This is a genomic window from Actinomycetota bacterium (genome assembly GCA_035640355.1).
In the GTDB taxonomy this organism is placed as follows: domain Bacteria; phylum Actinomycetota; class UBA4738; order UBA4738; family HRBIN12; genus CALGFI01.
The window spans coordinates 1-25756 of the sequence record DASQWI010000019.1; the positions used below are offsets into that span (position 1 = coordinate 1).

Here is a 25756-nt window from a genome sequence, read left to right on the forward strand (position 1 = left end):
TCCAACCAAAAGCAAGAGCTCGATCGCGTCTACGAGGACAACCTCCTGAGCACTCGCGTGGTGGGCGAGGTCGCCGAGGGCATGCGAGAGGCGGAGGTCGTCGTGCAGCGGCTGGTGACCGAACGGCACGCGGAGGTGAGAGATCAGCTCCGCCTGGACCTACGTGACCGCGTCGTGCCGCACGTCGAAGGGCTCCTGTTCGACCTCCGGAGCCTCTCGGAGGGCGACACGGAAGACCTCGAGCTGGAAGCGGAGTTGGAGCGCACGTGGCGCGAGTTCATCGCGTACGCGACGTCCCCGGAGTTCTTGACCATCGAGTCGCCGCGCGAACGCGACCTCGCCTCCGAGCACGTCGGCCTGCTCGGCCAGTCGATGACGGCGGCGACCGAGCCCATCCACGTCGCCGAGGAGCGGCAGGCGCGAGACTCGAAAGCGGAGGCCGAACGCTCGTACGCTCGGTCCGTCGTCCTCTTCCGGACCATCGCAATAGGTAGCGTGCTCGTCGCCGTCGCGGCGACGCTGTGGCTGATCCGCAGCGTCGTCCGCCGGGTCCGCGAGTACTCGGCGTTCGCCGGGACGGTCGCGTCGGGTGCCATGCACGAGCGCGTCAGGCCGCGAGGCCGCGACGAGCTCACGGATCTCGGCTGGGCGCTCAACGAGATGGTCGTACGCGGTGAAGCCGCCCAGTCCTACGACGACAGCCAGGACGAGTTCGTCGAGGCGCTGCAGGTCACCCAGAACGAGGAGGAGGCGCACGAGCTTCTCAAGCGCCACATCGAGCGCTCGGTGCCGCACAGCGTGGCCGTCGTGCTCAACCGGAACAACAGCGCCGACCGTTTGGAGGCGACGACCGAGCTTCCCGACGACCACGACTTCACCGAACGAATCGCCGAGGCCAAGCCGCGTGACTGCGTCGCCGTTCGGCTGGCCCGCTCGCACATGGAACGTGCCGACGCCGATCCGCTTATCGCATGCAGCCTGTGCCATCCCCTGGACGGCTCGTCGACGTGCCGGCCACTGCTCGTGGGCGGCGAGGTGATCGGATCGGTCCTGGTGAACCGATCGGAGGAGCTAGACGAGCTCGACGCGACGCGGGTGCGCGACTCCGTCGGCCAGGCCGCCCCCGTGCTGGCGAACCTGCGCAACCTCGCGCTCGCTCAGCTTCGCGCCGCGACCGATTCGCTGACCGGCCTCCCCAACACGAGAGCGGTGCAGGACACGCTCAACCGCGTCGTGGCGCAGGCGGCGCGGATGGTCTGGCCGCTGTCCGCCGTGCTGCTCGACCTCGACCATTTCAAACGGATCAACGACGAGCTCGGCCACGGCCGCGGCGACGAGGTGCTCGCGGCAGTGGGCGTGGCCCTGCAGTCCACGGCTCGCGACAGTGACTTCGTCGGCCGTTACGGCGGCGAGGAGTTCATCATCCTGCTCCCGAACACCGACCGCGAGGGGGCCGCGGTCATCGCGGAGCGAGTCCGCCAGACCATCGTGGACATCGACGTGCTCGGTGAACGGCGCGTCACAGCGAGCTTCGGCATCGCCGTGTTCCCAGAGGACGCGCCGGATCCGACGCGGCTGATCCGCAACGCCGACCGCGCGCTGTACCGAGCCAAAGCCAACGGCCGCAACCGCGTCGAGGTCTTCTCGATGGAGGACTCCCTCGATCCGCACCGGCGAGCGAGCGACGCGTTGGCGCCTGTCCTTGGCGCGGGTGCCGGAGCCCCGCAAGAAACGTTCGACGACTAGATGTCTTCGAAGAGGTACACCTCGGGTGAGGTGTCCTCCCACTCCGGGAATGGATCGTCATCGACGGCTGCCCGCATCGCTTGAACACCGCTCTCGAAGGCCTCGCGCGTCTCCCAGAGCGCAAGGCCGAGCAGCTTGCCGGACTCGGCGTCACGCATCGTGTGGACCTCCTGAAGCCCGGGCTGTGAACGACCAGCGGCCGCGAACCTGTTCATCGAAGCGATCAACGCATCGGTGCTCTCGGGATTCGGCGTGTGGATGGCGATGTGCGCGATCATGCTCCTCCCGTCATCTAGATCTGGAATGCGTCCCCTGTGCCGCAGTGGGCGGTCCGAACCAGGTGGTCAGCGCTTCGGACAGGCCGAGCTGGGTTCCGTCTCCTACCCAGGCGACGTAGCCGTCCGGCCGAATCAACACCGCGCTGGGAACAGTCACCGTCCCAAGTACCGGAAGCTCCCACGGACCTGCGTATTCGGCGTCGACGACCTGAACCCGAGCGGTCCACGGGGTGACGTCGGAGCTGCCGGGCTCGCCGAGGTTGAGGAGCACCGGCCGGGCGTCGTGCAGCAGCGTGTAGACCCGCAGCGGCCCGTCGGCGATGACCAGGTCGAGATCCGGCATGCGGCGTCCGAGCAGTGGATGCCCCTCGCCGAGGTCGTAGTGGATGATGTCCAGGCCGGACATCATCCCGGCGAATCGTTTGCGAGGCTCGTCCATGCTCAGCAGCTCGGACACGATCTCGCGCAGGGCCTCGATACGGTCGTCACTGCGAAGGAGCGCGGTCTGCGCCATTGTGTTTCGTAATACGCGGGCGGCCACCGGATGACGCTCTGCGTGATAGGTATTCAACAAGCTGTCGGGTGATGTCCCCTTGACCACCTGGGCCAGTTTCCATCCCAGATTCACAGCATCCTGCACGCCGATGTTGAGGCCCTGTCCACCTACCGGGTAGTGCACGTGCGCGGCGTCGCCGGCCAGCAGCACCCGTCCGGCACGGTAGGACGCCGCTTGCCGACTCACATCGGTGAACCTGGAGATCGACGTGGGACTGTGGACCCCGTAATCCGTCCCGTAGACGGCGGTGAGCGCGTCGCTGAGATCCTGCAGGGTGGGTTCGCCGGACGCTCCGACACGCTGTTCGGTCACGAGGACCGGACGGGGCCGTCGTCTCCCGTCCGAGTGAGGACCTGGGGGCCACGAGCGTCACGGCGCAGGCCCCATTCGGGCTCCTCGGCAAGCTCGACCTCGGCGATCAGGTTGCTGATCGTCGGCTCCCACCCGGGAAACTCGATGCCGGCCCCTCGACGGATCAGGCTGCGTCCTCCGTCGCACCCCACGAGATACTCCGCCCGCAGCGACCGGCCGTCGGAGAGCTCGACGTCGACTCCGGTGTCGTCTTGCGCGAAGCCAGTCACGTCCCGTTCGCGATAGATCGGCACCGCCAGCTCGCCGACCCAGTCGGCCAGGATGCGCTCGATGTGGCTCTGCACCAGTCCGAGCCCGTAGTTGTGCCGGGTGGGAAAGTCGCTGATGTCCAACGGGATCCACGCGAATCCTGCGACCTGAGCGACGGTCCCCTCCGAGAGGAACCGGTCCGCGAGGCCACGCTGATCGAGAACCTCGATGGTGCGTGCGTGCAGACCACCGGCGCGCGAGCCGACGAGCTCCTGGCTGGGGCGCCGCTCGACGATGGCGACGTCGACCTCCGCCAATGCCAACTCGCCCGCCAGCATCAGCCCGGTCGGACCTCCACCGGCGATCACCACCAGATGCTCGGTCATCGCAACGTTCGGGCCGGCATCACACCGGCCACGCGACCAAGCGAAGGCTCACCCGAGCCAGCGGTCGAGATCGAGCGACGTCGTCAGCACGTCGAGGTCACCTGTGGAGCGGATCGTCGTGGCGGCGTCGACGAGCGCCTGTACAGCGACCCACGTGAGCTGCCCGCCGACGCTGATCCGCTGCGCGCCGGCCCCGGCGACCTCCGCAACCGTGCCGAGCACCGGCAACGCCAGGACGTTGATCGGCCGCGTGACCGCCTCGCTTACCGATCGGATCTCCTCGACGGTCTGCAGGCCGGGCGCGTAGAGGACGTCGGCCCCTGCCCGTTCGAACGCGAGCAACCGCTCGATCGTGTCCTCGAGGTCGGGGTTGCCCCGAATGTGGTTCTCCGCTCGCGCCGTGAGCGTGAATGGGAACACCAATGCGCGCGCCGCCTCGACGGCGGCTGCGATCCGTTCGACGGCGTGCGAGCGTTCGTAGAGGTGGCCGGCGGGATCGTAGTCCTCGATCGACCCGCCGACCGCGCCGGCCTCGGCGATACGCTCGATCGCCCGCGCAGCGTCATCAGGGTCAGAGCCGTACCCGTTCTCGAGATCGACGGAGACCGGAAGATCCGTCGCGTCGTCGAGTGCCGACGCGTGGGCAGCGACCTCGTCGAGGCCCGCACCTCCGTCGCGACGGCCGAGCGTGAACGCAAACCCCGAGCTCGTCGTGGCCAGCGCGACGAACCCGACACCCGCGAGCACGCGCGCCGAACCCGCGTCCCACGCGTTCGGGATCACGAACGAGGCGCCCTCGTGCAGGGCTCGAAACGCGGTCGCCTTCTCGGCTTGGGTCGGCATGTCAGTACTCCTCCGCGACGCGGAGTACCACCTTGCCACGCTTGCCGCGAGCCTCAGTCCGCTCGAAGGCCGCGCGCGCGTCGGCGAGTGCGAAAGCAGAATCGACCAGCGGCCGGATCTCCCCGCTCCCCGCGAGCTCGAGGATGCGCCCGAGCTGCTCCCGGTTCGGCTCGACGACGAAGTACGTCGCCGCTACGCCGCCGGGGACGTCGGCCGGCTCCTCCGCGACCGAAACGAACCGCCCACCCTCGCGCAGGCGCCCCGCGCCGTCGGCGGCCGATTGCCCGCCCGCCGTGTCGAAGACCAAATCGAGGGGCTCGGAGCCCGTTTCGCCGAGGATCTCGTGCGCCCCGAGCTCAAGAGCGAGTCTCTCCGCCCCGGGTGCGACAGCGGCGACCACGTGCGCGCCGGACCACACGAGCGAGCTGCGTTCCGAGATGCCCGACGCCACCGACCGCCCCGGTCACCAGCACACTCTCGCCCGGCTCGAGTCGCCCGTGGTCGAACAACGCCTGCCACGCGCTCAACCCGGCCAACGGGAGCGACGCGGCTTCCACATGGGAGAGCTTCGTCGGCTTCGGCGCGAGGATCACCGACGGAACGATCGCGAGCTCGGCGGCGACGCCGTCCGCGTCGAACGGAGTCAGCGCGACGATCGGGTCGCCAGCCGCGAGATCGCTCTCCTTCGGCGCCTCGACCACGACGCCCGAGAGCTCGTGGGAGGGGATCGCGGGCAGACGGTCCGTGCGCCACGTGAGCTCCTCCCGGGTGAGCCCGGCCGCGTGCACTCGCACGAGCGTGTCGTCCGCGCCGCGTTTCGGTACGTCGATCTCGTCGAGCGAGAGGGTGTTGACTCCCTCACCGTGAAGCCGGACCGCGCGCATTGATCCCACTTTCAGTTCCACATGAATCGCATCGCGGAGAGGAAGTGATTCTCGGCGGTCTCCACGATCATTCTCCGCTCCTCTCCACGCGGAGGCGGGGGGAACACTCTAAGAACCCGAGCCACTCCAGGTCCGGCCATAAGGGTCGCGGTCGCGCCATTGTCAACGGACGCCGCAGCCGACCCGGCATCCATGGACACACAAGGTTCGCCGTTGACGTAAGGCGCAGCGGCCCTACGTTGGCGTCATAAGGAATGGCTGTTTCGGAGGCAGTGGTGGCCAGGAGAGGTAGGACCCACCGGTCGAGCTCGAGCGACATCACCGATGAGGTCTCCGCCCAGATGCGCTCTAAGCACCAAGTGCTCGCCTACTTAGGAGGAAGCCATGAGGAAGCTGAAGGTAACCACGTTTCTCACGCTCGATGGCGTCATGCAGGCGCCCGGGGGGCCAGAAGAGGACCCGGATAGTGGTTTCGATCAAGGCGGCTGGTCGGTCGGCTACTGGGACGATCAGGTGGACCAGGAGATGAGCGACTTCATGGGCACCCCGTTCGATCTCGTCCTCGGTCGCAAGACGTATGAGATCTTCGCCTCGTTCTGGCCGACCGCGACTGAAGAGCAAGGCGCCAAGCGGATGAACGACGCAACCAAGAATGTTGCCTCGCGCACCCTCGAGTCCTTGGAGTGGGCCAATTCGGTGCTAATCGAAGGCGACGTTGTCGAAGGAGTCCGGGCCCTCAAGCAATCGGACGGACCGGAGCTGCAGATCCATGGAAGCTCGAACCTGATCCAATCGCTTCTTCCACACAACGTGATCGATGAGTTCCACCTGCTCATCTTTCCGGTCGTCCTGGGTAAGGGGAAGCGACTGTTCGTCGAAGGCGCGATACCCGATGGCCTCGAGCTCGTCGATCACGAGGTCTCGAGCTCTGGCGTCATCATCGCGACCTACAGGGCGGGACGTGAGATCAAGTCGGGGACGTTCGGGCTGGACGCGTGAGCGACAGATCGTCTCCCGCACGACGCTAATCGGAGTTGGACGAACCACGTCGACGCCCGGCGACCAATCCGCACGGGCTGTTCAGTACGCTGACGTGATGCGACCCCTTCGGTATTCCATCAACGTCACGTTGGACGGGTGCTGCGATCATCGTGCGGGAATTCCCCCGGACGAAGAGTTGCATCGTCATGCGGTCGAGAACCTCGACCGAGCGGATGCCCTCCTCTTTGGGCGGGTGACGTACGAAATGATGGAGGCAGCGTGGCGGCCGCCGGCGCCGACGGGAGCGAGACCTGATTGGATGGAACCCTTCGCCCGGACGATCAACTCGGCAAAGAAGTACGTCGTGTCGAGCACCCTGGAGAGGGTCGACTGGAACGCGGAGCTCGTGCGCGGTGATCTGGGCAAGGCCGTTCAGCAGCTCAAGCGGGAGTCAGGTAAGGGAATATTCGTGGGAGGTGTGAAGCTCCCGCTGGCGTTGGCGGAGCTGGGATTGATCGATGAGTACGAGTTTGTGGTGCACCCCAGGCTAGTGGGCCACGGGCCGACGTTGTTCGCGGGGCTATCGAAGCCTGTCGACTTGAAGCTCGTTAGCCGGCTGGAGTTCGGCTCGGGGGCGGTCGCGATGCGGTATGAACCTAGGTAGCTAGTCGCCGGCTACTTCGTCGTGATCAGCGAGTTGCGAAACACTGCGCTTCTCTCCCGTCTTCTTCACGCGGAAGCGACCGGAACACTCCAAGAACCCGAACGCCGCAGGTCAGCCGGGCTGGGTACGATGCTCGACCGCCGGGGTCATATCTCCTGATCGCGTCCTTCTTCGCCAAGCTCCTGGATCTGTTGCGTAAGGAACCGCCGGTCGGCTTGCGTTGTTGCGAGGGTGAAGGCGCGTGCGAACGCGGCTCGCGCGGCGTCTCGCTGTCCAAGCCGACGCAACATCGTGCCGCGGGCGGCGTGCATGAGGTGATAACCGTCGAGCTCCGATGCGATCGCGTCGAGCGTGGTGAGCGCGGCGCCGGGGCCTTCGACCTCGGCGACGGCGATGGCCCGATTGAGGGCGACGATGGGAGTAGGCATCGTTGAGAACAGGTGATCGTAGAGAGCGACGACTTGGCGCCAGTCCGTTGCCTCGAAGGAGTGAGCGTCGCAGTGGACGGCTTGGATAGCGGCCTGGAGCTGGTAGGGACCCGGTTGGCCGCGGCGGATACAGGCGCGCACGATCGCATGTCCCTCGTCGATCTTCGCGCGATCCCACGTGGTCCGATCCTGATCACGAAGGAGCACGAGGTCACGCCCCGCCGTGCGGGCCGACACTCGTGAATCACTGAGCAGGATCAACGCGAGCAGCCCTGCCGCTTCGGGTTCATCGGGCATCAACCCGGCGAGCGAGCGCGCGAGCCGGACCGCCTCGTTCCGCAAAGACGTCCGCTCGGGGTCGTCCAGCCCCGTGTTGTAGATCAGGTACAGGACCGACAACACCGAGCGGCCGCTCCGGCAGGTCGGCGTCGCCCGGGACTCGATAGGGGATCCCGGCGGCTTTGATCTTGTACTTGGCCCGGACGAGTCGCTTAGCCATCGCCGGCTCGCTCACGAGGAACGAGCGCGCAACCTCAGCCACACTCAGGCCGCCGAGCAGCCGCAAGGTCAGGGCGACGCGGTGCTCCGTTCGTAACGCTGGGTGGCAGCAGGTGAAGATGAGTCGGAGTTGGTCGTCACTCACGGGTCCGTCCTCTCTCCACGCCTCGCTGTTTGGGTCCGGAAGAGCCGTTGACGCGGCCAACTGTTCGTGGAGGGCACTGCCGCGGGCCGACCGGCGAAGGTCATCGATCGCTCGGTTCCGTGCGGTCGTGACGATCCACCCGGCCGGGTTGGGTGGGGTGCCATCGCTCGGCCAACGCCGGCTCGCCAAGACGAACGCGTCCTGCACGGCGTCTTCGGCAAGCGTAATGTCGCCGAAGATCCGAACCAACGTCGCCACCGCCTGACCGTACGCGTCACGGAAGACCCGCTCGACTTCGGTGGTGTCCCAGCGGGCTTGACGAGTTGTCATGCCTGGACGCGGCCCGTCGCTCGAAACGGACGGACCTCGATCGGGTGCTTGATCGCGTCGACGACCTTCCGGGCCCAGACCAAAGCGGCATCGAGGTCGTCCGCGTTGATGACGTAAAACCCCGCGATGTGCTCCTTCGCTTCCACGAACGGGCCGTCGGTCATGACCAGATCGCCCCCGCTCGCGCGGACGACCGTCGCCGCGTCTGGTTCATGGAGCGCGCCACCGAAGACGAACGTGCCGGTCGCCTCCATCTCGTCTTCGAGGGCAACGACCCGCTGCATGAATCCTTGCATCTCTTCCGGCGTGCTCGGTGCCCCGGGGACCTCGCCCTCCACGGCGTACGTGGACAAGAGGTACTGGCTCATGGGTTCTCCTCCCCATCGGTGCGGGTCGTCCCCGCGCTCACCTCCTTACGAACGGGATCGACGCAAGAGGACACTTCCGGGGCGAGAATAGTGCTGAACGGCATTGCCCAGGGCCCTCCGTCGAACCGATGCATCCGCCGGCGTCAGTCAGCGCTGCCGCCCCACGCCTCGATCATCGCGCGCGAGTACGGCATCCCCGCGGTCGTGGGCTGCGGCGACGCGACGGCACGACTTCAGACCGGCATGCTCGTGACGGTCGACGGCTTCACCGGGAACGTCGAGCCGGGGTGATGGCGGGGTCGAACCGCGGAGGAAGACGGATGGACAGGGAGCTCCAGGTGAGGAACGAACGCTGGCGGCAGTGGGTCTCCCGCTGGTGGCTCGTCCCTATCGCGCTCGGCGGGTCGTTGGTCGTGCAGAAGCTCGTGTTCGAGAATCGCTACGACGTCGCCGGTCACGCCGCAGAACATCTCGGCAGCGCGACCGCTCCGTTCATGGCTGTCGCCCTGATCGTGATCCTCCTGTGGTCGACCCCATCGGCGCTTCGCCAGCCAGACGTCCTTTTCGCGTGCGGAGCTTGGCTGGTGGCGAACGCCCTTGTCCTCGTCGGCAACGTTCAGGTGGTCGATGCTCTGATCCGAGCGGGGATGGGGCAGATCCCCACCGAGCAGCTCGTCGAGTCGCCCGCGATCGCATCGGCCCACGGGCTGGCGAATCTCGCACCGTGGTTCGGGCTCGTGGCAGCCCTCGCCCTGACGGCGGTTCTGTGGCGGCGACGGCACGTCAGCACGCGGGTTGCGGTCGCGGGGACCGTCGTGAGTCTCGTCGTGCCGCCGTGGATCATCCCTGGAGCCGGCGTGCTGGTGTTGGTCGTTGCGAGATGCCTTGGGGAACGAAGACCCGCCGTCACGCGCATGTGACCTCCGGGCGGAGTGCTCCGGTGGCGGCGACGTAGTGGAGGCGAAGGGAACACTTTAAGTACCCAAACGCCGCAGGTCGGTGCGTGTGGGTGAGCGCTTGCGGCTGGGATCAGGTGGCGTGAGCACCGCAAGCCGCGTGCTGCCGCCCGGCTCTTCACGCCGTCCTCCAGAGGGGGAGAGATCGAGGAGGGCCAAGTCCACTTGCACGCTCGTGGCGTCTCGTGGGTTCATCCACCTGACATGACCGAACGGATCGTCGTCTCGGACGCGGCCCTCGACCAGCTCGAGGCGTCCCGCGCCTTCGAGGCCTTCTACGACGCGGAGGCTCGCAGCCTGTTCCGGCGGCTGTGGCTCGTCACCGGGAACCGTGCCGAGGCGGAGGAGCTCATGCAGGACGCGTTCCTCAAGGTGTGGGAGCGGTGGGACCGCGTCGGCGGGATGGACGACCCGGTTGGCTACCTGTACCGGAGCGCGATGAACCTGTTCCGCAAGCGCTATCGGCGCGCCGTGCTCGCGATCCGACGATCCGTCGGGCTCACGCCGTCGAGCGACGACTTCTCCGACGCCGACGACCGGCAGACCGTCCGGCACGTCCTCGCGTCCCTCCCGCCGCGGCAACGAGCGGCGCTCGTGCTGACCGAGATGCTCGGGTTTTCGTCGAAGGAGGCGGGAGATGCGCTCGGCGTCACGGACGCGACGATCCGTTCCCTGACGCGCCACGGGCGCGACGCGTTCCGAAAGGTGATGGAGGTCGACGATGCCTAGGATCGCGGACGTCCTCGAACGCGAGAGCCGGACCGTTGACCTCGAGCGGGGCGACTTCGAGCGGCTGCTCGGTCGGCGCGAGCGCAAGGAACGAAACCGGCAGATCCTCGCGGGCGCCCTCGGCGTCATCCTGGCGCTCGCGATGGGGATCGTCCTCGTCCGCTCGCTGACCTCGGACGGCATCCCGGCGAACCCCCCCGTCGAGCCCCGGCCGGCTCCGGTGGCCTCGGGCTCCCTCGCATACGCCCTCGACGGTGACATCTACGTCGCCGATCCGGACGGATCGAACGCGGTCAAGATCGCGGACGGCCTTCCCGCCGACGAGTGCGGCGGCGTCGGCGAGTACTGGGCGGAGGGGCCGCTCTGGGCGCCGGACGGGAGGTACCTCGCCTATCGCTACTCGGATTGTTCCGGCGGTGATTTCGGGTGGGGGGGCGTCGTGATCACCGACGCGGCGGGCAACGTCGTTGCGACGTTCCCGGGCGAGGGTTGGCAGATCAGGTGGTCGCCAGATTCCACTCGCGTCGCGGTGTGGGACACCGTGTTCGAAACGATCGGCGTCTACGGGCTCGACGGCGTTCGGCAGGCTCGCCTCACGGTCCCGCCCGGGATCGCTGGTGGCGATCACGACCCGTTGTGGATGCCGGACGGCACCTCGTTGATGGTTCCCAACCTGGAGGTGCCGCTCGACGGCGGCGCGCCACGGCAGCTCCCGGTGCCCGCGAGTGCCGGGTGGACGATCACCTACTCGCCCGACGGGTCGCAGGTCGCGTACGTCGACCACCGGTCGCTGATGGTCGCTCGGTCCGACGGCTCTGAGCCCCGGGAGGTGTTCGGAGACTCCGCCTGGAACCCCACATGGTCTCGGACCGGCGATCGGATCGCGTTCACCACGTACGGCGGTGGCCGTCCGGACGAACTGCGAGTCCTCGATGTGGCGACCGGATCGGTGACTCTGCTGACCGAAGCGGAGCGCGGAACGAGCCTCGGGATCATCGGGTTCTCACCGCAGGGCGACCGCATCCTCTTCTCGAGGACCGAGGACCGAGGAACGGGCGAGTCTTCGCTGTGGAGCATGGGCACTGACGGCTCCGACGCCCGGCTCGTCGTCGCCGGAACGCTGGTGGGGGAGTGGCTGTCGCGGTGATCGCGCGGCGCGCTCCCGCGGTCGGCTCAGCGAGCGAGGCGGAACGCGAAGATGGGACTACGCCTACTGCGGCAAGCATCTGGAGATGACCGTGCCCAACGTCGACTTCGCTGAATGCGTCGGCGGCGACCTCATGAGCTGGATCGCACCCCCGAATAGCGGCCCGTACCTTGGCTACACGGGCCCCGGCTACACCGAAGAGTTCTATCCTCGACTGTCGAGGGCAGCCGCCTGGTGGTCTCGACCCACCGTTCTTATGGTGTTCCCTTCGCTCGCGCGTTTCGGCTGGTCACGCCGTAGCGGAGGCGGACGGGAATCGAACCCGCCTGCGAGCTCTCGCCCGCACACCGGTTTTGAAGACCGGGGGGCCCACCAGGCGCCCTGACGCCTCCAGCGTCGAGGATAACGTCGCGTTCGAATGCAGGTTCGCTGACTCGGTGCGTCTCCGGCGTTAGCGTCGGATGCGTGGAACGCCCGGCACGCAGGCTTGATCGACGTGTCCTTCTGTTGTGGTGGGCGATCGCGGGCGCTACCGCGTTCGTCGTCGCGATCCTCCTGGGTCTGAATACTGGCGAGGAAGAGATCCCGCCGCCGATCGCGGGGGTGATCGCCGGGATCGTCGTGCTCGGCGCCGTGCTGATCCCGTACCTCCGGTACCGGCGATGGCGATACGAGATCAGGACGCGCGACGTGCTGATCGCGCGCGGGGCGCTCTTCCAGATCACCACGCTGATCCCCTTCGATCGGATCCAGTTCGTCGAGACAAGACAAGGACCGCTCGATCGCCTCTTCCACCTGACACGGCTGATCGTCTACACGGCCGCGGGACGTGCGGGTCAAGTGCCGGGACTCGACGTGGCCGAGGCGGACGGCGTTCGCGAGGAGTTGTCGAGGGTTGCAGGCGCCGACACCGTCTGAGGACCCGGGCGCCCTCAAGCGGCTCGACCCTGCGGCCGTCGGGGTATGGATCGCGGAGACCGTCGGTCGCTTCGCGGTCCCGATCATCGCCGTGTTGCTATTAGGCGGCGAGTCGCTGCGCATCTTCTACATCATCTTGGCGATCGGCATCGGCGCGTCGGTTGTGCGTTACTTCAGGTTCGGCTACCGGCTCGAGCAGAACGCGTTGGTTGTCGAGGGTGGCGTGCTGGGGACGTGGCGTCGTGTGATCCCGTACGCTCGGATCCAGAGCGTCGACGTTGTGGAGAAGCTGCGCCACCGCGTGTTCGGCGTCGTGGAGCTTCGGATCGAAGCGGCGGGTGGGCGCGAGACGGAAGCCGCGCTCGTCGCGCTCAAGCCCGAGGAAGCCGCACGGATCCGAACGCAACTGCTCGCGCACACCGGCGCGCCACCGCGTCCAGACGTTGTGGTTCCTCCGCTCGTCAAGCTTCATCCGCGGCTGCTTCTGCTCGCCGGCGTGACGGGCGGCCGTGTCGCGGTCCTGGCCGTGTTGCTGGGATACGGGCTCGACGCGGTCTCGGAGGAGACGGCGTTCCGGTTGTTGAGCCGCTTGGGAAGCGCGGGGATCGGTCGGATCGTCTTGATCGGCGCTGCGTTCGTCGCCGTTGCCGTCGCCATCTCGATCGTCGCGACGTTGCTCGTGTACTGGGACTTCACGATCACACGCGAAGGCGAGCGGTTGACGATCACTCGCGGGCTGGTCGAGAAGCGTCGAGCCGTGGTTCCGCTCGGCCGCCTTCAGGCGATCCGGATGGAGGAGAACCTCCTGCGATGGTTGCTCGGGCTGGCGTCGCTCCGAGCGGTCAGCGCCGGCCGTCCTCGCCAAGCGCAAGACGAACAGGAGACGAGCCTTCTTCTGCCCGTCGGCAACCGGCGCATCGCAGTCGCGCTCATCGGATCGCTGCTCGGCGCGCCGGCGGAGGAGCTCCTCGCCGGCCTGGTGCGTCCGCCGATGCGGGCGCTCGTCCCGCGCGTTCTAGGGGGTGTCGTGGTCGGGACCGCACTCGGTGTTCTCTCCATCGTTGCGTACGGTCGCGCCGGGAGTGTCGCGTTCGCTGCCATCCCGATCGCTGTCGCCCTGGCCATCGTGTCATGGCGGACGCTCGGCACGACGTTCGATGCCGGGATCGCCGTCGTCCGTTCCGGCGTGTTCGTCAGGCGGACGCTGGTGATGCCGGTCGGCAATCTGCAGCACCTGTCGTTCACCGTGTCGCCGCAGCAACGACCTCTGGGCCTTGCAACGCTGCGGCTCTCGATCCCAAGGGCCGTCGGCCGGGCCCTGCATCTGCCGAACGCCGTCGCGGCGCGTCGGTTCTCCGAGCTGGAGAAGTCGTTCCGTCGCTCGGTCGCATGAACGCGCGGTGGTCGAGACGGCAGCCTTCATCCGCCCTTGCGTGCCCCTTAACCGGCGGTTTCCTCGAACCCCCGTAGGTTCGAGCCGTATCGGATGGAGGAGGTCGAGGATGCGCAAAGCTGTGGCAGTCTCGCTCGTTGCGCTGTTCGTTCTAGCCGTACCGGCGGTTGCGTCCGCCGGGGATCGCGACGTGATCCGCGAGGGTCCGTGCAGCGGCAGGAGCGACTGGAAGCTCAAGCTCAGTCCGGAGAACGGCCGTATCGAGGTCGAGTTCGAGGTCGACCAGAACGTCGTCGGTGACGAGTGGCGCGTGCGCATCCGTCACGACGGACAGCTCGCGTTCCGCGGAACCCGGACGACACGCGGCGCCAGCGGCTCGTTCGAGCTTCGGATCGTCGAGCCGAACCACGCCGGCGCGGACAACGTCCGCGCCCGGGCGCGGAACCTCTCGACCGACGAGGTGTGCGCGGGAAGCGCCTCGTTCTAGCGTGTCTCGCCGCGCGCGGAGCCTGCTCGCGGAGCCTGCCGAGATCGGTCGGCAGGCTCCCGTACCCTTACGCGTGATGGAGGCAGCGTTCTTCGACCTCGACAAGACGATCATCTCGCGCTCGTCGTCGCTTGCGCTGTCGCGTCCGATGTATCGCGCTGGCATGGTCACAAGGGGTCAGCTCGTTCGAGGCGCGTACGCGCAGCTGGTGTACGCGCTCGTCGGTGCGGACGAAAAGCGGATGGACCGTCTCAAGCACGGCATGCTCGCGCTGACGAGGGGATGGGAGCATTCCGAGGTCGAGAACCTCGTGCGCGACGTGATCATCGAGGTCATCGATCCGTTCGTGTACCAGGAAGCGCTCGACCTGATGGCGCTGCATCGCGCCGAGGGGCGTCTGCTGTACATCGTGAGCAGCTCGCCGGAAGAGGTCGTTCGACCCCTGGCGAGCCATTTCGGCGTGACGGACGTGATCGCCACGCGCGCGAAGATCGTGGACGGCAAGTACACGGGCGAGCTCGAGTTCTACTGCTACGGGCAGGCCAAGGCCGACGAGATCCGGGCGATCGCCAAGCGCAGGAAGATCGATCTCGCCGGCTCCTACGCGTACTCCGACTCGATCACCGACCTGCCGATGCTCGAGGCCGTCGGCCATCCGATCGCCGTGAACCCGGATCGGGACCTCCGGCGCCAGGCAGAGGCGCGCGGGTGGAAGCTTCGCGACTTCCGAAGACCGGTGCGGATGCGAACTCGGATCGTTCGAACGGCGACGCAGCCCAAGACGCGGGTCGCCGCCGGCGTCGCGGCCGCCGTCGCCGCAGCGGCGATCCTCGGCTATCTCGTCATCCGGTCGCGGACGGCGGCGCGCGAAGCGGCATAGATCCCCCGGTCGACCGAGTCGCGCGAGCGAGCGCCCTCGTTGTAGGGTCGGAACGTCACCTTCGGGTGACCGCGAAGGGAGCAGAAACCCACGCGCGTCGTGCCGCGGGAGGCATGCCCGAGGCTCGGCGGCCTGGTCGCCGGTACTCGGGCACGTGCAGACTGCGCATGTTCGCTGCTCCCTTCGCGCACCGCTCGCTTCGAAGTTTGCCTACGACGAGTCCTTGGTCGGGCGGTGGTATTCGAAGTGCATCCCGTCCGGCACGATGAACCGGCCGCCCCAGATGAACCCCCACTTCTCGAACACCTCGACGAGACGCGGGTCCTGGTTCGGCGGAGCGCCGAACGGGTTCTCCGGCACGTTCACGTCGATGGCGATGCCCCAGGCGTGATGTGAAAGCCCCGAGTTGGGGTCGCCCAGGATGTGTCGGGGCGCCCAGCAGCCCGAGTAGCTCGTGATCGTGTCCTCGAGACCGCGACGGATCAGCTCGCGGATCGCCCCGCGGATCTGCGGAAACAGCGCGACGTGGCACGTCACCGTTCCCAGGAGCGGCACCCGCTGCGTGTCGATGTACGTGCGCACCCACTCGGGATCGGCCGTGAGGAACCCCGCGGGCCAGCCCTCGCGGGGCTTCGCGGCGAACTCGCCGAACAGCTCCTTGATCTTGACGGGCGGCAGCACGGCATCGCCGTGGCGGAAATACGGTGTGTCGCCCGGGCCGCGAACGCGCACGAGCGTCCCCGTCGGTAGGACGCTCCTGACGGCGACCGTCACCTCATGAGCCGTCGGCTCGCCCTCGGGGACGAGGAGCGCATATCGGTTGCGGGTGACCCCGATCCGCAGGCCCACCTCGCTCGAGACCAGGAGCTCGTGCGCGCCGACGAGCTCGTCGGCGAGGATCGCCGCGATCTCGACTCGTTCGCCGCCGAACCGCAGCACCGCGCCCGGTGTCAGGCCGCGCAGTCGCGCGCTCGACTCTCCGAGCACTCCCTTGCCTTGTGCAAGCGCCACGGTTACCGAACGATCGGCCGGCGGCAAGAACGGCGCGTACGCGCGCGGGTCGACCGCGGCGACCTCGAGCGGGATCGAGAACGTCGGCGGGGGGTCGTCGACGACCTCGCCGTCGGCCGAGTACGACTTGGTGAGCCACGTGTTGTCGCTGGCGACCACGACCGCCCGGCGGATCTGCGGCATCTCGGCGACTGCATCGGCGAAGCGGGCGGGCATCCCACCGGGGGACCACGCGAGGAACGTATCGGGCAGCTCAGGGGTGAGGATCGGTTCCGGCATCGACGGGACGTCGCGCTCTTCGGGGATGATCGCCGTTCCCTGAATCGAGAGCGTCAGCACCGCTCCGATGACGAGCCCCACAACCAGCGCGGCGGCGACGCCGCCCGCAGCACGTGCGTTCACCGAACTCCCGGCAGGAAGCCCTGGCCGGCGTCATCGCCGGCCATCGAGTCGGCGATCGCGAGCAGATCCGCGAGGCGCAGATCGCTCCCTTCCGGCACGTCGAGCGAGTGGTACACGCCGGCATCGATCCATTCGAGCTGCGTGCGTCCGGGCGTCCACCGCCCCTGGGCGTCGCCCACATCGACCGTCGACTGCCGAGCGGCGCTCGCCGGCGGAAGCTCCCTTCCCGCCTCCAGGTGCAGGCGGACCGTCCCGACGCCGACGTCCACCTCAGCATCGCGGAAGTACAGGTTCACGCCGACGTCGCCCTCGACCTCGACGATCTCGGTGCTGGCCAGCGTGAAGCCGGCGGGCAGCCGTTGGGGCATCGCGATCTCGAAGGGGACGGCAGCCCGGGCCTGTTCGAGGGTGACCCGTTCGACGAGCGCGCCGTCCGTTCCGTGCGCACGCCACTCGTCGGGCATCTCGAGACCCGTCACCGGGAGCGACGCCCCCACGTCGAGCAGGCGCTCTCGCGGCAGGTTGGTTTCGACGTAGAGGTCGGTACCGGCTGCGTGGATCGACAAGCGTCGCCCTTGGGTCTCGGTCGCCGGTTCGTAGTAGCCCACGCTTCCCCCGCCGAGCACGACCTCCTCGGCCCGGACGTCGGTGAGCCCGAACGGCGAGTCCGCGGTCCACGAACGCGTCTCGCCGAGCTTCACGAACGACAGGCCGTCGGCGTACGTCACGAGCGTCTGCTCGTCCGACGTCGCGTCGGGGATCACGACGCGGTACAGGTCGAGTCCGCCGAGCTCCGAGGGCGGCGCCACGGGTTCGAAGCCGGTCTCGCCCGGGACCTCGTCGAGTGCTACGGCGCGCGCGCCGAGATCCTCCGTTCGCGCCGTCGAGGGGATCTCGAACACGTCGGCCGGCGGCGCTGACAGGCGGACGGAGCTCGCGACCACGTCGAAGATCCACCGCCTGGGGCGCTCTTCCTCGAGCCCGAACCGGAGCTGCCACTGATCGCGCGCGGGGCCCCGTGCGGGGAACACGCGCCACCGAAGGGGGAACCAGCTCTCAGCATCGAGCCAGATCCGAACGTGGTCGTTCGGGAAGAACGGGCGCCACCGGCCGCCCATCGACAGGAACGGGAACAGCGAAGACGCACGGTCCCACGGCACCTCGACGACGACGGCCTCGCGTTCGAGCGCGCGCCCGATGCGCAGCACCTCGAAGGACTCAGGTTCGGCGAGCGCAACGAGCGGTAGCACCAGATCGGTCGGCGCCGGCGCGTGCGACGAGAACGGCGCGCGGTTGCGGATGCTCGTCTCGCGCTGCGGGCAACGCGGAAGCGGACACGGCGTCGGCGCCGAGGAGTACCAGCGGTCGCCGTTCACTACGAGTTTCAGATCGGTCGGCGTCGCATGCGCCGGATATTCCGTTCGGTCGACGACGTCCATGCGGAACTGTTCGGGCGCGTTGAACCACACGCGCATCCGCATCTCGCGGACGGGAACGTCTGCCCCGAGGTTGCGTTCGACGATGGAGAAATGCGCCGCGTACGAGTCGAGCGACGGCGCCGCACCGGCGACTCCGTCGGTCACGTCCTCCGCGGCCAACGCCGTCATCGAGTCGCGCTCCGCATCTCGCCACGGACCGCCCACGACGAGGCTGCCGGCGAGCAACCCGACAAGGAGCGCGGCGATCGCGGGTGCCACTCGCGGGAGCAACGATCGTCGTTGCGGCAGACGCATCGGGCGAACCACTCGGATTCCGGCCGGACGCGACCATGACTCGTTCTCGACCGAGGTCATGATCTGCTCGACGAGGTCGGGCACCGCGGGCGCGATCTCGAACCGCGCGGCATCGCGCAGCCGGTACGCGCCACGTTCGAACGCACGACACTCGGCACACGTCTCGAGATGGCGTTCGAGCGCCACGGTGTCGCGCGACGACAGCCGCTCGCCGTCGAGGCGCTCGGAGATCAGGCGCTCGGCGCGTTCATGATCCACCGGCGTCCTCCTCCAGCGCGAGCGCTCCCATCATGGCCTTCCGGGCTCGATGCATCCGACTCTTCACGGTCCCGACGCGCACCCCCAGGACGTCGGCGGCCTCCTGATAGGAAAGGCCGAAGACCTCGATCAACAGGAACGGCTCGCGGTGCTCCTCGCCCACGGCCGAGAGCGCTGCCTGCAGCTCGACTCGGGCCTGCGGGTCCGTCGTAGCGAGCGGCGCGGCGGGCTCCTTCTCGTAGTGCACGTTCCGAGCCTTGATGGCGTCCATCGCGCAGTTCCGCGCGATCCGGAACAACCAGCTCGTGAACTTGGAGTCGCCGCGGAAGCCCTTCAGGAACCGGAAGGTTCGGAGGAACGCCTCCTGCGTGACGTCCTCGGCTAGGGCGCGGTCGCGCGTGAAGTGGAAGGCGAACCGCCACAGGTCGCCCTGGTACCGCCGCACCAGGTCTTCGAACGCGTCGAGGTCGCCCTCGCGGGCGCGCGCGATCGTGCGCGGGTCGGGGTCCTGCACGTCTTCCCTCTCGGTCCGGCCGGCCACGCAAGCGTAGCCCCGCGGCGCACGCCCGAATACCCCGCTGACCTGCGGGGATGGCGTCGCGACGCGGGCGGGCCTCCTCTTCCATCTCTCTCGGTCCGCCCGTAGGACCGGGGGTTCGGCTGGTTTGTTCCGAGCCGTGCCTAGCTCGAGAGGCGGGCAGAAGGGTGGTCGAGGCGCTCGGTCAGACGCTCGGCGCGCTCGGCCGCCTCGTCCTGCAGGCCGGCGGTCATGGCTCCGGTGATGGCCAGAAGCTCGGCCTCGACGCGCCTTCCGATGCGGCCGCTCCCGCGCTCGAGCTGTGCCTCCAGGCGGGCGATCGCCCGCTCCAGGCGCGCCACGGGATCGCGCTCACGTGCCTCACGCCAGTCGGAGAGCTCGATGACCTGACCCACGATGCGATCGTAGAACCGGGGTCTGACAGTTCCTCGGAACCTCCAGCAATTGGAGCCGTTAAGGAGCTAGTGCTTCGCGTAGTCGGTCGCGCCGAGGAAATGCAGCGATATGTACGGCTCGTCGCCGATCACCCAGGAGTCGTGACCCGGCGCGACGTGGAACAGATCGCCCGGCGTGAGTTCGTGCTCGGTCCCGTCGCTCATCTTCACCGCGCAGCGCCCGGACACGACGAGCCCGACGTGCTCGACCTGACAGAGTGATTCGCGGTGTCGCTTTCCCGACATGCTCCGACCACACCCAGCCCAGCTCGTATCGCGCGCGTCCGACGGTGACGCCGCCGATCGTGACGAGCTCGAACGTTCCGTGCTCGAACCTTCGCGTCTCGTCCGCTTCATCGAACCGTTTGATGTCTACTTCGGCCATCGATCCTCCCGTTGCTGAACATCACCTTGCGTGAGCGAGCTATGCCCCTGGACGGCCGATTGAAGCATCCCCGCGACTCATCGGCGTGCTCAATGCGCGAATCGGCCGCTCTGGCGATTGTCCGCGCGACCACTCGCGCATAGTCTCGCCGCATCGCGGTTCGCCGCGACTCCCCTGAACCTCTCCCTCGTTTGACTGAAGCGACCGTGGACCGTCAGACGACTCGGATACTGTGGCGCAGTGACGACACTTCCCGAACTGGAGCAGTGTCTCCGAGAGCGTCTTGACGCACTCCCGAAGCCCGCCCGCGCTGAGCTGCTCCACGTCCTCATGCTTCCCGACTTCGAGCGGGCCGGAAGGATCGGCGAGTACTGGGGCGAGCCGAGGACGCGGATGTTTGGCGAGCTGCTAATCGATCTTGAGGATGATCGCGCCGCGAGGGCACTCGTCATTGGGATGCTGCGCGACTCCCGTTGATCGAACTGACGGCGCCAAGGTGTTCATACCCCAACGATCGCTACGGCCCGGCACGCTTTACGGCAACGGCAGGCTCCTCAACGATGAAGGAGTACTTGGTGTCGATACCCGCCGCTGCGACCCGAATCCGCAGAGGGCCATCCGTCGTCGCCAAAATCGCTCCATTCACCGCGGCAGCGGCTTGAACGAATGGTAGGTCCGCAGGTTTCACAACATCCTCCGCCTCCGGTACGGGCGGAAGGTCGTCATCGCTCAGGAATCGATGGTCCTTGTCCGCATTGAGAAGAAGGGCGGCAAGTATGGCAAGGACCCGAGGAGTAGCGAGTTTCGATTGAGGAAGGCTCTCTACATGGCGTACGTAGCGTTTCCACGCCGAATATGGGAAGACGAGAGAGTGGCAGTTCCGGTCGATTCGGAGGATAAGCTCTAAACAATCTGGATTGCTCTTGCCTTTGTCGTCCTCCTGCAACTGAGCAAGCCGAACTATGTTCTCATCCAGCACGAAGTGATGCTTACTCATTCTCTCTGGCCAAAGCGGCTGTTCAGGTAGTCGTTCAGGCTCTCAATGTCGACGTCCATGAAGCCCTTTAAGCCACCCGAGATTTGGCCGAACTCGTTCACTTCGAGGCGCCGAGCGCGGGTTGTTTGGTTAACTCGACTGAACTCATAGATGGAGATCTCCGTCGACGGCAATCGCCGGGCTGTCACGGCGTTCAGCAGGCCGATGATGATGTGCTCGCTATGAGTTGTCAGGATCAGTTGTCCCCTTCGTGCCTTCACCAGCTCTACGAACAGTCCGCAAAGGGCGACTTGTGCTTTGGGGTGCAGGTGAATCTCTGGCTCTTCGATTGTTATGACTGACCCTTCGCCAGCTCTCGCGAACCCGATGAGCGGCAGGAGTAGCTGATTGAGACCGAAGGCCTCGTTCACCAAGTTGATGTTGATACCTTCGACGAAAGTCTCTGCCGACACCTGTTGGTTTGGAGCCAACCGAGGGCGAATCTGCAACGCGTCCGGACCTAGTACTTCCTGCAAGTAACGTGCGACGTGAGCGGACAGCTCCGGTTGGTACGCGAACGCATTGACCACGTAAGTTGCTTGTGACTCGGGCCCCCAGCCAGCCGGGTAGTCGAGTTCGGGGATGCCAGGCAACACGCCGTACGACGGCCTATCAAGACCGCGAATAGGCGGTACAAGGTATGTCTTTTCGAGGAGCGAAAACACCGTGTGCAGACGGCTGATGAGTTGCTCAGTGACCCTCGTCCAAAGATAGTCGTCCGGAGGCACCGACACCGAGTTGATTTGGAAAGGAATGGAAATCTGTTGAATCGGAGCAAGCTGATAACCAATACCTTCCCGCATCGGCAAGGGGAAGGTAGGTGACGCCACTCGCGCGTCCCATTCCCCCTGTAGAACGATGTCACGTTCCCCATTCAGCGTCCCAGAGTGCGTTTGCAGCGCTCCACCGCGAACGAACTCCGCTTTGTAGTCGAATGAACCGGCATCAAACATCGGGTGGATTTCAGCAATGTCAGAGTCAGCCGGGGCGTAGTCTGCTGAGACTTCGATGCCCATCCGTAAGTCTTCGTTCTGGTTGTGTGCGACGTCGCGGTACGAGCCAAGGTTGAGATGTGGTCCTTGCAGGATTAGGGTCTGGCTTGCTTTCGATTGCTTGAGCAGCGCCAAAGCCTGAAGGACAGAACTCTTGCCGGCACCGTTAGCTCCTATGAGAACCGTGACTGGCCGGAGGTCGACGGCTACACCTTGCTCATCGAAGAGTTTGAAGTTGCGCAACGTGATGCTTCGCCACACCTGAGACCTCCCCGTCGTAGCCCAATGCGCATAGCTGTGGCCCGCTGGAACGCGCCATCGTAGGGCGCGAGGTCACCGCCATAGGCCTACTAGTGGCCATGTTGACTGTCGTCTGTGCCAATCTCGATGAGGAAATCCTCCGGAGTCTGAACCCGAATCTGGAAACGCGCATCGAGGATCTCTCTCAACCGAAGCATCGCGCCATCCCACGTAAGGAAGACCGTCCGTCCTTGGAGCATATGAGCGTGTAGATGGTCCCAGTCTCGCCAGTCAGGAAGCTTGGGATCGCCTTCTTCCCAGGCCGATTCGAGTTCGAGTCGGAAGTCCTCGAACCCCGCCGAACCCAGTTGATCTCTCCCGAGGACCCAATTGCCAAGCCTGGTAACCGAACCCGTCTCCTCAACCCCAATTTCATCGAGGGCGTTGATGCCGCTGGCATACGGCTCATCCGGAATGTCCTCTCGTACCCGTGCGGTGATAGCGAGGCCGATGTCGCCATTGGCCGCGAGTGCCAACAATCTCTCTACTAGGGCCTTCTTCGGCCGGTCCCTCCAATACTCAAAGAGAAGATTCGTGTCCAGCGTGACTTTCATCACGGGTGGATCGTAGCGGCCCATGTGGGCTGCCTCGATCTTCGGACCGACGGGGTGGAGCTGGTCGATCAGGGCGGACGGGTACCTGTCTGAGTAGAGGCGAAGGTGCCCCTCCTACGCCGTCTACGTACACCGGATCGTCGGGACGACCCTTCAAGTGGAAGAGCGAATGGCGCGTCAGCCGGCGCGTGCGTTGAGGGGTGGATTCGAGGCAGTATCACGGGTTGACTACATGCGCATAGGGGTGAGGGAGTCGTGCCGCCGCCGGAACGGAACAGACAGGTCTATTTCGTTGGTGCCGGCCTCTCGTCGACAGCAGGCCTGCCAAATACGCCTTCCTTGATTGACGCCGTTCTGGCGCTGGCAAGGGAGAACCGCTCCTCGGTCACAGAGGAGCAACTGCTCAAAGCCTTCAAGTTCTTCTATCCGGACGCCGTCCATGCCGGATTTCGCCCGGGAGTCGTGGATTTCTTCTCGACGCTGAGGACTTTCCTTGATGTCGGCACGGGCTTCGTGGAAACGGGATTCACTGACGCGCCAGATCTCTATCGTGCTCTCAAGGTCTCAATTGCGCGGGTCCTTCTTGAAGGCACCCGCGACGTCAACGACGCCCGCCTTATCAATCGCGAGTACCTGAAGCAGATAGTCCAGCCCGGGAATATTGTCATTACCTCGAACTGGGACCCCTTGATCGAACGAACTGCACAAGTAATCGGTGTTCCTGTCCGACTCTGCGGATCCCCGGCTGATAGCACGTTGCTCCTCTTGAAGCTGCACGGCTCCATTGACTGGTGTACGGCCGGCAACGCAAAGCGGAATCTGACCAAAGCCGATTACGCGTGGCTAAAGGAGGTCCTTTTCGTAGATCATCCATATACTTTTGCTCTCAACGACAAGCTGCGCGACAAGGAGCCAGAACTCCTCCTCCGGACGCGTTGTATGGAGAGTTGGTCGTCAGCCTGGAACGTCTTGCGAAGCAGGACCATCGATCCACACATGGTGACGATGGTCCGAGGCAAGGCCGGCGATCTCGGACCTCTACGAGATGTCTGGCGAGACGCATACGGCGCGCTTAGTCGGGCAAAGGCCCTGGAAATCGTTGGTTACTCCATGCCTGATGACGATGCCGAGATCCGGACGCTGCTTCGCGCAGGGATCCACCGGGGCTCGAAGAACGCTCGAGTGACAGTCCGGAACCCATCGCCCGACGTGCACGAGCGCGTTCGGGCTTTCCTCGAGCGAAGCGCTCACTCCTTGTATCTCCCCGTCGAACCCGTATAGCGAGCAGAAGATCCATCCAAGTCAAAGCGACAGCAGCCAGGCCTCTAGTAGGCGACTGACGAGATCGTCAGCCTCCCGCTCGGGCATTGGGTCTTTCGGTGGGTCGGTGCCCCGTCGAGCGTGCCGAGCACCTCGACCCCCGCCCTTCTCATGATTCGCAGTGTGCGTGAATCGACTCAGCTCGTTGGTACTGATACCGCTCGCCCCCAGCCCGCTCCGCGCCCGGACAATTTCGTACACCTTGTACAGGTTCACCCAGTTGTGCGGCTCGTTAGCCCAAAGATCTAGCGCCTCCTGCGCGTCCCGGTCGCGGGCCGCTGCCTTGGCGAAGCGGCTGGCAGGACTCGCGACTGGTTCAGACGTAGCGCCGCCGACTATGGCTGCCGGAAACACGACGGGGTGAACTTCAATCGTGGCCGCCTCTACGAAGACGTTTGTTGCCTTGGTACCGTCCGCTTTCTGTTCGTGAACCGATCCGATTGTCACGTTCTTGAAGTTCCGCTGTTGGAGCCGTGTCGCCCCGTTGATTCGCGTCACGATGTCCTTGGCGGCACCGTAGACGTCGGAGCTGTGCTCGAGAGATTCGAGCTCAAGGGACTCGAGGAGTATGGAGTCCCCGTCCCGGACGATCTCATCATCGGCGGACTTGAACAGGGTGACCAACAACTCAAGATCTGCTTCATCTCCTCTGAGCTCTACTTGCCATCTCGCCATCACACGCATGCTACGAACTCGGCGCTCCAGATGAGGCGACGCCGCTCTCCGAGTGGGTTCCTGGCCTCCTGCCACCGACCGTCACGTTCACGACATCGGCAACCGCTCGCCAGGAGTTCGGGTGAGGGTGGGTTCCGAACGCGGCTCGGTCTCGATCGTCGTTGCGTCGATCCTCGCGGCCCTCGTGGTGCTCTCGCTGGGCGCCGCTGATCTGGCGCGCGTCGTCGCGGTTGCCGCCTCTGCGCAGACCGCCGCCGATTTCACGGCGCTGGCAGCGGCGCAAGAGCTCGCGTTTCCCTCCGACATCGAGCCCGAGGACGTCGCGCGCGAGTATGCGACCCGGAACGCGGTCACCCTCGTGTCGTGTTCCTGCTCGAAGGACACCTTCGAGGCCGTCGTCACCGTGCACGCCGCGGTCGGACCGCTGCTCCTGTTCACCGACGATCGAGTCGTCGAGGCGCGTGCGCGCGCCGTCGTCAATCTGCCGGCCTGACGGCCGGACGCCCTGACACCGGCCGGGTGTACGATGCCCGGACCATGGCGATGCGAGCAGCCTGGCCGAAACGAGGGAAGCGAGCGCTCCTCGCGACCGTCGATTACACGTTGGCCAAACGCGCCCTGCTGCGGCAGGTGCGTACGGGTCTGCTCTCGCGTTCTGACATCTGCGACGCTCACCCAGAGCTCATGCGCGCGGCTCGCAATGTGGGAGAGAACTCCCGACGCGATTGCCCCGTGTGCGCACAGGCCAAGCTGCGACTCCTCGCGTTCGTGTTCGGCGACGGCCTGAAGCGGGAGAACGGCCGCGTGTGGCCGCTCGACGTCGGCCTGTCCATGGCCGCCGACCGTCCGGGTTCCTGGTGCTACGTCGTCGAGGTGTGCACCGAGTGCCAGTGGAACCACTTGTCCGAGGCCTTCGTGGCTCGGGCCGTCTAGCCGAGAA

At 66.2% G+C, this 25756-nt stretch carries 28 protein-coding genes, 1 tRNA gene and 3 pseudogenes; 15 read left to right on the forward strand and 17 right to left on the reverse strand.

The genetic code is table 11. The annotated features are described in order from the left end of the window. On the forward strand, window positions 1–1746 hold a 1746-nt coding region (locus tag VFA08_10335), incomplete at its 5' end, for a diguanylate cyclase (protein ID HYZ13988.1). Here the strand turns inward: VFA08_10335 and VFA08_10340 are convergent. From VFA08_10340 to VFA08_10360, 5 genes and pseudogenes are all read right to left on the reverse strand, one after another. Then, complete coding sequence (locus VFA08_10340) at window positions 1743–2024, reverse strand: antibiotic biosynthesis monooxygenase (GenBank protein HYZ13989.1); 282 nt, start codon at window positions 2022–2024, stop codon at window positions 1743–1745. The two genes, VFA08_10335 and VFA08_10340, sit on opposite strands and share 4 nt — an antisense overlap. A 10-nt stretch (window positions 2025–2034) precedes the next feature. Beyond that, a pseudogene (locus VFA08_10345) lies at window positions 2035–3527 on the reverse strand (FAD-dependent monooxygenase). A 48-nt stretch (window positions 3528–3575) separates the two neighbouring features. Beyond that, window positions 3576–4370, reverse strand: coding sequence for an isocitrate lyase/phosphoenolpyruvate mutase family protein (locus VFA08_10350; protein HYZ13990.1), 795 nt, complete (start codon window positions 4368–4370; stop codon window positions 3576–3578). A 1-nt stretch (window position 4371) separates the two neighbouring features. Next, window positions 4372–4770 carry a zinc-binding dehydrogenase gene (locus VFA08_10355; GenBank protein ID HYZ13991.1) on the reverse strand — a complete coding sequence of 133 codons (399 nt, stop codon included), beginning with the start codon at window positions 4768–4770 and terminating at the stop codon, window positions 4372–4374. Continuing rightward, window positions 4727–5254, reverse strand: coding sequence for a hypothetical protein (locus VFA08_10360; protein ID HYZ13992.1), 528 nt, complete (start codon window positions 5252–5254; stop codon window positions 4727–4729). The genes VFA08_10355 and VFA08_10360 overlap by 44 nt, the downstream gene beginning before the upstream one ends. Before the next feature lie 384 nt (window positions 5255–5638). Here VFA08_10360 and VFA08_10365 point away from each other — a divergent pair, with 384 nt between their 5' ends. Beyond that, window positions 5639–6253: a dihydrofolate reductase family protein gene (locus VFA08_10365; GenBank protein HYZ13993.1), complete on the forward strand. Its 615-nt coding sequence runs from the start codon at window positions 5639–5641 to the stop codon at window positions 6251–6253. Window positions 6254–6350: 97 nt separating this feature from the next. Further along, window positions 6351–6899: a dihydrofolate reductase family protein gene (locus tag VFA08_10370; protein HYZ13994.1), complete on the forward strand. Its 549-nt coding sequence runs from the start codon at window positions 6351–6353 to the stop codon at window positions 6897–6899. Between the two features lie 146 nt (window positions 6900–7045). On the opposite strand, the pseudogene VFA08_10375 reads toward VFA08_10370, so the two are convergent. Then, window positions 7046–8300, reverse strand: a pseudogene (locus tag VFA08_10375) (sigma-70 family RNA polymerase sigma factor). Further along, on the reverse strand, window positions 8297–8668 hold the full coding sequence (locus VFA08_10380) for a YciI family protein (GenBank protein HYZ13995.1): 372 nt from the start codon (window positions 8666–8668) through the stop codon (window positions 8297–8299). The pseudogene VFA08_10375 and the gene VFA08_10380 overlap by 4 nt, the downstream one beginning before the upstream one ends. Window positions 8669–8830: 162 nt before the next feature. Between VFA08_10380 and VFA08_10385 the strand changes: the two are divergent. The 4 genes and pseudogenes from VFA08_10385 to VFA08_10400 all read left to right on the forward strand — a co-directional run bounded on the left by VFA08_10385 (window position 8831) and on the right by VFA08_10400 (window position 11500). Next, window positions 8831–8959, forward strand: a pseudogene (locus VFA08_10385) (PEP-utilizing enzyme). Window positions 8960–8988: 29 nt separating this feature from the next. Next, window positions 8989–9588, forward strand: a complete 600-nt coding sequence (locus tag VFA08_10390; protein ID HYZ13996.1) for a hypothetical protein — start codon at window positions 8989–8991, stop codon at window positions 9586–9588. Window positions 9589–9828: 240 nt separating this feature from the next. Further along, entirely contained in the window at window positions 9829–10353 is a 525-nt protein-coding gene (locus tag VFA08_10395; GenBank protein ID HYZ13997.1) for a sigma-70 family RNA polymerase sigma factor, read from the forward strand. Beyond that, window positions 10346–11500 (forward strand): hypothetical protein, encoded by a 1155-nt coding sequence (locus VFA08_10400; protein ID HYZ13998.1) that lies wholly within the window; start codon window positions 10346–10348, stop codon window positions 11498–11500. Before VFA08_10395 ends, VFA08_10400 begins: the two co-directional genes overlap by 8 nt. Window positions 11501–11800: 300 nt before the next feature. Here the strand turns inward: VFA08_10400 and VFA08_10405 are convergent. Continuing rightward, window positions 11801–11892, reverse strand: a tRNA-Sec gene (locus tag VFA08_10405). 73 nt (window positions 11893–11965) lie between these two features. On the opposite strand from VFA08_10405, the gene VFA08_10410 reads away from it, so the two are divergent. From VFA08_10410 to VFA08_10425, 4 genes are all read left to right on the forward strand, one after another. Further along, a complete protein-coding gene (locus VFA08_10410) occupies window positions 11966–12418 on the forward strand; it encodes a PH domain-containing protein (protein HYZ13999.1) in 453 nt (150 codons plus the stop codon). Further along, window positions 12396–13811, forward strand: a complete 1416-nt coding sequence (locus VFA08_10415; protein ID HYZ14000.1) for a PH domain-containing protein — start codon at window positions 12396–12398, stop codon at window positions 13809–13811. Before VFA08_10410 ends, VFA08_10415 begins: the two co-directional genes overlap by 23 nt. 109 nt (window positions 13812–13920) lie before the next feature. Next, window positions 13921–14298 carry a hypothetical protein gene (locus VFA08_10420; protein HYZ14001.1) on the forward strand — a complete coding sequence of 126 codons (378 nt, stop codon included), beginning with the start codon at window positions 13921–13923 and terminating at the stop codon, window positions 14296–14298. 76 nt (window positions 14299–14374) lie between these two features. Beyond that, window positions 14375–15178 (forward strand): HAD family hydrolase, encoded by an 804-nt coding sequence (locus VFA08_10425; GenBank protein HYZ14002.1) that lies wholly within the window; start codon window positions 14375–14377, stop codon window positions 15176–15178. Between the two features lie 210 nt (window positions 15179–15388). Here the strand turns inward: VFA08_10425 and VFA08_10430 are convergent, their stop codons facing one another. The 5 genes from VFA08_10430 to VFA08_10450 all read right to left on the reverse strand — a co-directional run bounded on the left by VFA08_10430 (window position 15389) and on the right by VFA08_10450 (window position 19800). Continuing rightward, window positions 15389–16591 (reverse strand): M15 family metallopeptidase, encoded by a 1203-nt coding sequence (locus VFA08_10430; protein HYZ14003.1) that lies wholly within the window; start codon window positions 16589–16591, stop codon window positions 15389–15391. Continuing rightward, entirely contained in the window at window positions 16588–18582 is a 1995-nt protein-coding gene (locus VFA08_10435; GenBank protein ID HYZ14004.1) for a zf-HC2 domain-containing protein, read from the reverse strand. The genes VFA08_10430 and VFA08_10435 overlap by 4 nt, the downstream gene beginning before the upstream one ends. Continuing rightward, a complete protein-coding gene (locus VFA08_10440) occupies window positions 18572–19096 on the reverse strand; it encodes an RNA polymerase sigma factor (GenBank protein ID HYZ14005.1) in 525 nt (174 codons plus the stop codon). The genes VFA08_10435 and VFA08_10440 overlap by 11 nt, the downstream gene beginning before the upstream one ends. Window positions 19097–19263: 167 nt before the next feature. After that, on the reverse strand, window positions 19264–19515 hold the full coding sequence (locus tag VFA08_10445) for a hypothetical protein (GenBank protein HYZ14006.1): 252 nt from the start codon (window positions 19513–19515) through the stop codon (window positions 19264–19266). Between the two features lie 66 nt (window positions 19516–19581). Continuing rightward, window positions 19582–19800, reverse strand: coding sequence for a hypothetical protein (locus VFA08_10450; GenBank protein ID HYZ14007.1), 219 nt, complete (start codon window positions 19798–19800; stop codon window positions 19582–19584). A gap of 379 nt (window positions 19801–20179) precedes the next feature. Between VFA08_10450 and VFA08_10455 the strand changes: the two genes are divergently transcribed. Further along, window positions 20180–20416 carry a hypothetical protein gene (locus VFA08_10455; GenBank protein HYZ14008.1) on the forward strand — a complete coding sequence of 79 codons (237 nt, stop codon included), beginning with the start codon at window positions 20180–20182 and terminating at the stop codon, window positions 20414–20416. 40 nt (window positions 20417–20456) lie between these two features. On the opposite strand, the gene VFA08_10460 is transcribed toward VFA08_10455, so the two are convergent. From VFA08_10460 to VFA08_10470, 3 genes are all read right to left on the reverse strand, one after another. Continuing rightward, window positions 20457–20918: a hypothetical protein gene (locus tag VFA08_10460; GenBank protein ID HYZ14009.1), complete on the reverse strand. Its 462-nt coding sequence runs from the start codon at window positions 20916–20918 to the stop codon at window positions 20457–20459. A gap of 14 nt (window positions 20919–20932) precedes the next feature. After that, window positions 20933–22210, reverse strand: coding sequence for an AAA family ATPase (locus VFA08_10465; protein ID HYZ14010.1), 1278 nt, complete (start codon window positions 22208–22210; stop codon window positions 20933–20935). A 107-nt stretch (window positions 22211–22317) separates the two neighbouring features. Further along, complete coding sequence (locus tag VFA08_10470) at window positions 22318–22821, reverse strand: hypothetical protein (protein ID HYZ14011.1); 504 nt, start codon at window positions 22819–22821, stop codon at window positions 22318–22320. Window positions 22822–23076: 255 nt separating this feature from the next. Between VFA08_10470 and VFA08_10475 the strand changes: the two genes are divergently transcribed. Then, on the forward strand, window positions 23077–24102 hold the full coding sequence (locus VFA08_10475; GenBank protein HYZ14012.1) for a hypothetical protein: 1026 nt from the start codon (window positions 23077–23079) through the stop codon (window positions 24100–24102). A gap of 21 nt (window positions 24103–24123) precedes the next feature. Here the strand turns inward: VFA08_10475 and VFA08_10480 are convergent, their stop codons facing one another. After that, window positions 24124–24816: a hypothetical protein gene (locus tag VFA08_10480; protein HYZ14013.1), complete on the reverse strand. Its 693-nt coding sequence runs from the start codon at window positions 24814–24816 to the stop codon at window positions 24124–24126. A 121-nt stretch (window positions 24817–24937) separates the two neighbouring features. On the opposite strand from VFA08_10480, the gene VFA08_10485 reads away from it, so the two are divergent. Then, window positions 24938–25309: an Rv3654c family TadE-like protein gene (locus VFA08_10485; GenBank protein ID HYZ14014.1), complete on the forward strand. Its 372-nt coding sequence runs from the start codon at window positions 24938–24940 to the stop codon at window positions 25307–25309. A 44-nt stretch (window positions 25310–25353) separates the two neighbouring features. After that, window positions 25354–25749 carry a DUF5318 family protein gene (locus VFA08_10490; protein HYZ14015.1) on the forward strand — a complete coding sequence of 132 codons (396 nt, stop codon included), beginning with the start codon at window positions 25354–25356 and terminating at the stop codon, window positions 25747–25749. The last annotated feature ends 7 nt before the right edge of the window (window positions 25750–25756 follow it).

Bases quoted from the DNA above. Each gene is read 5' to 3' on its own strand.
- VFA08_10380 (HYZ13995.1), bottom strand. From the start codon at position 8,668: ATGAGCCAGTACCTCTTGTCCACGTACGCCGTGGAGGGCGAGGTCCCC.
- VFA08_10490 (HYZ14015.1), top strand. From the start codon at position 25,354: ATGGCGATGCGAGCAGCCTGGCCGAAACGAGGGAAGCGAGCGCTCCTC.
- VFA08_10400 (HYZ13998.1), top strand. From the start codon at position 10,346: ATGCCTAGGATCGCGGACGTCCTCGAACGCGAGAGCCGGACCGTTGAC.
- VFA08_10390 (HYZ13996.1), top strand. From the start codon at position 8,989: ATGGACAGGGAGCTCCAGGTGAGGAACGAACGCTGGCGGCAGTGGGTC.
- VFA08_10470 (HYZ14011.1), bottom strand. From the start codon at position 22,821: ATGAAAGTCACGCTGGACACGAATCTTCTCTTTGAGTATTGGAGGGAC.
- VFA08_10365 (HYZ13993.1), top strand. From the start codon at position 5,639: ATGAGGAAGCTGAAGGTAACCACGTTTCTCACGCTCGATGGCGTCATG.
- VFA08_10480 (HYZ14013.1), bottom strand. From the start codon at position 24,816: ATGGCGAGATGGCAAGTAGAGCTCAGAGGAGATGAAGCAGATCTTGAG.
- VFA08_10360 (HYZ13992.1), bottom strand. From the start codon at position 5,254: ATGCGCGCGGTCCGGCTTCACGGTGAGGGAGTCAACACCCTCTCGCTC.
- VFA08_10395 (HYZ13997.1), top strand. From the start codon at position 9,829: ATGACCGAACGGATCGTCGTCTCGGACGCGGCCCTCGACCAGCTCGAG.
- VFA08_10340 (HYZ13989.1), bottom strand. From the start codon at position 2,024: ATGATCGCGCACATCGCCATCCACACGCCGAATCCCGAGAGCACCGAT.
- VFA08_10450 (HYZ14007.1), bottom strand. From the start codon at position 19,800: ATGTCGGGAAAGCGACACCGCGAATCACTCTGTCAGGTCGAGCACGTC.
- VFA08_10350 (HYZ13990.1), bottom strand. From the start codon at position 4,370: ATGCCGACCCAAGCCGAGAAGGCGACCGCGTTTCGAGCCCTGCACGAG.
- VFA08_10425 (HYZ14002.1), top strand. From the start codon at position 14,375: ATGGAGGCAGCGTTCTTCGACCTCGACAAGACGATCATCTCGCGCTCG.
- VFA08_10420 (HYZ14001.1), top strand. From the start codon at position 13,921: ATGCGCAAAGCTGTGGCAGTCTCGCTCGTTGCGCTGTTCGTTCTAGCC.
- VFA08_10370 (HYZ13994.1), top strand. From the start codon at position 6,351: ATGCGACCCCTTCGGTATTCCATCAACGTCACGTTGGACGGGTGCTGC.